This window comes from Rhodoblastus sp. (assembly GCF_052145335.1).
Lineage (GTDB): Bacteria > Pseudomonadota > Alphaproteobacteria > Rhizobiales > Beijerinckiaceae > Rhodoblastus.
This window is the reverse complement of sequence record NZ_JBKQOU010000266.1, coordinates 1-5876: the sequence shown is the minus strand read 5'-3', so window position 1 is coordinate 5876 and position 5876 is coordinate 1. Positions and strand designations below refer to the sequence as shown.

At 63.4% G+C, this 5876-nt stretch carries 6 protein-coding genes; 4 read left to right on the top strand and 2 right to left on the bottom strand.

Annotated elements, in window-relative coordinates; all coding sequences use genetic code 11:
• The coding region (gene miaA, locus ACLP2E_RS16810; RefSeq protein ID WP_442466581.1) for a tRNA (adenosine(37)-N6)-dimethylallyltransferase MiaA at positions 1-545 on the bottom strand (545 nt) is incomplete at its 3' end.
• 31 nt (positions 546-576) lie between these two features.
• Here miaA and serB point away from each other — a divergent pair.
• The 3 genes from serB to cydB all read left to right on the top strand — a co-directional run bounded on the left by serB (position 577) and on the right by cydB (position 4011).
• Entirely contained in the window at positions 577-1512 is a 936-nt protein-coding gene (serB, locus tag ACLP2E_RS16805; RefSeq protein ID WP_442466580.1) for a phosphoserine phosphatase SerB, read from the top strand.
• 82 nt (positions 1513-1594) lie between these two features.
• On the top strand, positions 1595-3004 hold the full coding sequence (locus ACLP2E_RS16800) for a cytochrome ubiquinol oxidase subunit I (RefSeq protein ID WP_442466579.1): 1410 nt from the start codon (positions 1595-1597) through the stop codon (positions 3002-3004).
• Between the two features lie 2 nt (positions 3005-3006).
• Positions 3007-4011 (top strand): cytochrome d ubiquinol oxidase subunit II, encoded by a 1005-nt coding sequence (gene cydB / locus ACLP2E_RS16795; protein WP_442466582.1) that lies wholly within the window; start codon positions 3007-3009, stop codon positions 4009-4011.
• A 13-nt stretch (positions 4012-4024) separates the two neighbouring features.
• Here cydB and ACLP2E_RS16790 read toward each other — a convergent pair whose 3' ends face one another.
• Positions 4025-4639, bottom strand: coding sequence for an alpha/beta hydrolase (locus tag ACLP2E_RS16790; RefSeq protein WP_442466578.1), 615 nt, complete (start codon positions 4637-4639; stop codon positions 4025-4027).
• Positions 4640-4939: 300 nt separating this feature from the next.
• Here ACLP2E_RS16790 and cysS point away from each other — a divergent pair.
• Positions 4940-5876: cysteine--tRNA ligase (cysS, locus tag ACLP2E_RS16785; protein ID WP_442466577.1), on the top strand; the 937-nt coding region annotated here is incomplete at its 3' end.

Here is a 5876-nt window from a genome sequence, read left to right as displayed (position 1 = left end):
GCGCCTTGAAAAGCGGCGAGCGGCGCGCCGGTGGCGGCGAAAATTTCCAGCGCGCGGAGGATGCGCTGCGGGTCGCTCGGTCGCAGTCTTGCCGCGGTTTGCGGGTCAACGTCGCGCAATCGTGCGTGCAAAAGTTCCGGCGCAACGCCGGCGTTTTCCGTGCGAATGCGGCAGCGCACTTCTTCAGGAACGGAAGGAATGGACGACAGGCCTTGCAGCAAAGCCTTGAAATACATGCCGGTTCCCCCCACGAAGATCGGCAGGCGACCAAGACTGCGCGCCTCGTCCAGCGCTCGCCTGGCGTCTTCGAGCCATTGGCCAACGGAATAGTTGCGCTCGGCGCCGATATGGCCGAAAAGCAGATGCGGCGCCGCGTCGGTTTCCTGAGGGGTCGGCCGCGCCGACAGGATCGTAAGATCCTGATAGACCTGCATGGAATCGGCGTTGATCACTACGCCGTTCAACTCCCGCGCCAGAGTTATGGCGCGGGCGGACTTGCCACTCGCCGTCGGTCCTGCGATGAGCACCGCCTGAAATTCACCCAAAGCAAAAAAGCTCCCCTTGACTGATCAAATTATGACTCACGTCGCAACTTTGGTCGGCGCCCCCGGCGCCGGGACCTTGACGCCCGAAATCCTGGCGGCCGCCGCCAAGCGCCTTCCCGGCGCAGGCAAACCCGTCATTCTCGCGCCGGGCGAGGCGGCCGACATTCCTTTCGCACCGGGCGCGGCGCATGGCAATCGAGCGGACGGCGCTTTCGCCGACGCCGCCTATTGCAAGGCGGCGGTCTCGGTATTGCAGCTTGGCCTCGGCGCGCAGCCGCTCGATATTTTCGTGCAGCCGCTCGAAGGGCGGCGGAAGAAACTGCTGCTCGCCGACATGGATTCGACCATGATCGGCCAGGAATGTATCGACGAACTGGCCGATTTTGTCGGATTGAAAGCCAAGGTCGCGGCGATCACCGAACGCGCCATGCGCGGGGAAATCGCTTTCGAGCCGGCCTTGCGCGAGCGCGTCGCGCTGCTCGCCGGCCTCGACGCCGGCGTGGTCGACAAGGCCATCGAGGAGCGGATCACCCTCACGTCAGGCGGGACGGCGCTGGTTCGCACCATGCGCGCCCATGGCGCCTATACGGCCTTGGTTTCCGGCGGCTTCACGCTTTTCACCTCGCGGATCGCCGAAAAAATCGGCTTCGACGAGAACCGCGCCAATATTCTGCTGGTCGAACGCGGTAAATTCGTCGGCAAGGTGCTCGAGCCTATTTTGGGCAAGGCGGCGAAATTGGCGACGCTGCAGGATCTTGCCGCGCGAAAAGAGCTTGAGCTGAACGAGACCTTGGCGATCGGCGACGGCGCCAACGACCTCGCCATGCTCCAGGCGGCGGGCCTCGGCGTGGCCTATCGCGCCAAGCCGGCCGTCGCTACGGCGGCTCAGGCCCGCGTCGAACACGGCGACCTGACGGCTTTGCTTTTCGCCCAGGGTTTTCGGGCGGAAGAATTCGTCATGGAATAAGGGTAAGCTGACGGCTACGATGGAGCAATGTCGGCCGTAGGGCGTTATCGGCCTGACAAGTTACCGCCAGGAGCGTTCGCCGATGACTTTCGCCGCTCTCGATCTCGCGCGAATGCAATTCGCCTTCACGGTGGCCTTCCACATCGTCTTTCCGGCCTTTTCGATCGGCCTGGCCTCTTACCTCGCGGTTCTCGACGCCCTGTGGAATTTCACGGGGCGTTCCGTCTACCTCGACCTTTTCAATTACTGGAAAAAGATTTTCGCCCTGGGCTTCGGCATGGGCGTCGTCTCCGGCCTGGTGCTGAGCTATCAGTTTGGAACCAACTGGAGCGTATTCTCCGACAAAACCGGACCGGTCGTCGGCCCCCTGATGGGCTATGAGGTCCTCACCGCCTTTTTCCTGGAGGCGGGCTTTCTCGGGGTGATGCTGTTCGGCGAGGGACGCATTTCGCCGAAACTGCGGCTATTGGCCTCCTGCATGGTGGCGTTCGGCACCGCGGTCTCCGCGGTCTGGATCACGGCGGTGAACAGCTGGATGCAGACGCCGGCGGGCCATGGCGTCAATGCGCAGGGCCAATTCATTCCGCTCGACTGGTTCGCGGTCATTTTCAACCCCTCCTTCCCCTATCGATTCACCCACATGGTGCTGGCGGCCTATCTGACCACGGCTTTCGCTGTGGGCGGCGTGGCGGCGCTGCATCTCCTGCGCGGCGCGCAAACGCCCGCCGTGAAAACCATGTTTTCGATGGCCATGTGGATGGCGGCGCTGGTCGCTCCGGTGCAGATCCTCGCCGGCGACCAGCATGGGCTCAATACGCTCGCCTATCAGCCCGCCAAGATCGCGGCTATCGAGGGGCATTTCCACAGCGAAAATGGCGCGCCGCTGATCCTGTTCGGCTGGCCGGACGCGGAGAAGGCGAAAGTCGATTACGCCGTGGAGGTTCCCCATCTGGGCGCGCTGATTCTGACCCATCAGTGGAATGGTCATTTGCAGGGCCTGGAAGATTGGCCAAAGGATTTGTGGCCGCCGGTGGCGATCCCGTTCTGGAGCTTCCGCATCATGGTCGGGCTCGGCTTCGCCATGTTAGGCCTCGGCCTGTGGAGCCTTTACTGCCGCTGGCGCGGCGAGCTGTTCACTAACCGCTGGCTGCAGCGCACAGCGCTTTTGATGGGGCCGTCGGGATTTGTCGCGATTGTCGCGGGATGGACGACCACCGAAGTCGGCCGCCAGCCCTATACGGTCTATGGCCTGCTCACCACGGCGCAATCGGCCTCGCCGGTGGGCGCGCCGGCTCTCGGCGCCTCGCTTGCCGCTTTTGTCGTGGTCTACCTGTCGCTGTTCGGCGCCGGGGTCTACTACATGATCAAGATGATGAACCGGCCTCCCGAGCCGCATGAGCCGGCGGATCTCGGGGCCGCGCCACTGCGCGCTTCGGGCTTGACCCCTGCGCCCGTCCTGCGGGCAGGCGAACAGGCGGGTGGAGGCCGATGAACATGCATTTTGACCTTCCGACGATTTGGGCGGGGCTGATCGCCTTCGCCGTCCTCGCCTATGTCGCGCTCGACGGTTTCGATCTCGGCGCCGGCATGTTGTTTCCGTTTTTTTCCGGCAAGGAACAGCGCGACGAAGTCATGAATTCGATCGCCCCGGTCTGGGACGGCAACGAGACCTGGCTGGTGCTCGGCGGCGGCGGGCTATTCGCGGTCTTTCCGCTGGCCTATTCGATCATCATGCCGGCGCTTTATCCCCTGATCATCGCCATGCTGCTGGGGCTGGCCTTTCGCGGCGTCGCCTTCGAATTCCGCTTCCGCGCCGATCGTTCGGCCTTTCTGTGGGACTGGGCGTTTTTCCTCGGCTCGCTGGTTGCGGCTTTTTCGCAAGGAGTCATGCTCGGGGCCCTTGTCCAGGGGATCAAGGTCTCGGGTCGCGCCTATGCCGGCGGCTGGCTGGACTGGCTGACGCCGTTCAGCATCCTGACCGGGATCGCCTTGGTCTGCGGCTACGCCTTGCTCGGCTCGACCTGGCTGATCCACAAGACCGAATGGGCGACGCAGCGCCGCGCCTTCGACCTAGCCAGGTCGCTCGCGCCGCTGATGCTGGCGCTGATCGCCGCCGTGAGCTTGTGGACGCCCTTCCTAAACGACGATTACTGGAGCTTGTGGTTCGGCTGGCCGCACAACCTCGCGCTCGCGCCCTTGCCGCTCGCCGCCGGCGCGCTGGGCCTCTGGTTGATCCGGTTGCTGGCGCAAGAGCGGGAGGGCGCGCCCTTTCTCGCGGCGCAAGCCCTGTTCGCGCTTTGCTATGTCGGCATAGGCGTCAGTTTTTATCCCTTCATCGTGCCGCGCGCCGTGACGATCCATGCCGCGGCGGCGCCGGACACCAGCCTGCACTTCCTGCTCGTCGGCGCCAGCGTGATGATCCCGCTCATCCTCGCCTATACCGCCTATTCCTATTACGTCTTTCGCGGCAAGACCAACGCCTCGGGCGGCTACCACTGACGCTCCCGCCGAGTCAGCTTGTCCCCGTTTCTTCGCCCAGCAGAGGGGCCAAAAAATTCGCCGCGAGATCGGCGCCCTCCGGCGTAACGCAATGATCGACGCCGGCGAGCACCCGCAGCCGCGTCGATACGCCCAATTTTTTCAGCGCCTCCTCGGCATCGCGGCTTTCACTCCAGGGAATGACGTCGTCGGCGTCGCCGTGCACCAATAACGCCGGGGTTTGCAACGAAGGCGCGTAGGGCGGCGGGGAGGAGAAGCGGCCGGAAAAGGCGACGACGCCGGCGACCGGCCAGCGGCCCGTGGCGAGGGCGTCGAGCGCCATGATCGCGCCTTGCGAAAAGCCGACCAGAGCGACGCGCCGCGGATTCGCGGCGAGGCCATGCGCTTCGACGATCCTGCTGAGCAAGGCGTCGAAAGCCGCGCGCGCCTCCACCACCCTCTGCAGGCGGTTTTGGGCTGTGATGCCATCAAGGCTGAACCATTGGAAGCCGAAGGGAGTCGGAAATGGCGCATCGGGCGCGGCGAAATTGGCGCCGGGCAGGGCGGGCCTCAACATGTCGGCCAGCGGGGCCAGATCGGCGCCGTCGGCGTTTACGCCATGAAGCAGAATGACGAGAGAAGGACTCATGCGCGCCTCGATGGAGTTTGATCCTCGACAGCGTCTTGACGCCGCGTCCCTAAAAAAGCCGATAGCGGCTTGACGCCGCTCGCGCAAAAAAGCCGATAGCGGCGGCTTGACGACGCGTCTTTAAAAAAGCCAATAGCGGCGGCTTGACGCCGCGTCTTTAAAAAAGCATTGTCGCCGCCATGACGCACGCGAAAATTCCTTGCCGGATTTCGATTATCAGCTAGCTAGCCGCTGGCTTGCGCCGTCATGTCTCCTTAAAGTTCCGTGAGATCGACGCCCAGGCCAGCGCCAGGGGGATTCATGTCGGTTTCCACGCCGTTGAAACTATACAATACACTGACCCGCGAGCGCGAGTTCTTCGCGCCGATCGACGAGGGCTGCGTGCGGCTCTATGTCTGCGGCCCGACGGTTTATGATTTCGCCCATATCGGCAATGCCCGGCCGCTGATCGTCTTCGATGTGCTTTATCGCCTGTTGCGTGAAATCTACGGCGCGAGCCATGTCAAATATGTCCGCAACATCACCGACGTCGACGACAAGATCAACGCCCGCGCCGCTGAACGCGGCATCGCCATTCGCGAACTGACGGAAGAGACCAATCGTGTCTTCCAGGAGGATGTGGCGGCGCTGAATTGCCTGGCCCCCGACGTGCAACCGCGCGCCACCGAACATATCGCCGAGATGATCGCGATCATCGAAAAGCTGATCGCCAACGGCCACGCCTATGAGGCCGACGGCCATGTGCTGTTCGACGTGCCCTCCATGCCGGATTACGGGCAATTGTCGCGCCGCCCGCTCGACGACATGATCGCCGGCGCCCGCGTCGAAGTTGCGCCCTACAAGAAGGGCGAAATGGATTTCGTGCTGTGGAAGCCGTCCAAGGAGGACGAGCCGGGCTGGGACAGCCCGTGGGGCAGGGGACGTCCGGGCTGGCATATCGAATGCTCGGCCATGTCGTATAAACACCTCGGCGAGGTCTTCGACATCCATGGCGGCGGCATCGATCTGGTGTTCCCGCATCACGAGAACGAAATTGCCCAGACGCGCTGCGCCTTCGGCCACAACGTCATGGCCAACATCTGGATGCATAACGGCTTCCTGCAGGTGGAAGGCGAGAAAATGTCGAAGAGCCTCGGCAATTTCGTCACCATCCATGAATTGCTGAACAGCGACAGGTTCGGTGGGCGCCCGTGGAAGGGCGAGGTCCTGCGCTTCGCCATGCTGCGCAGCCATTACC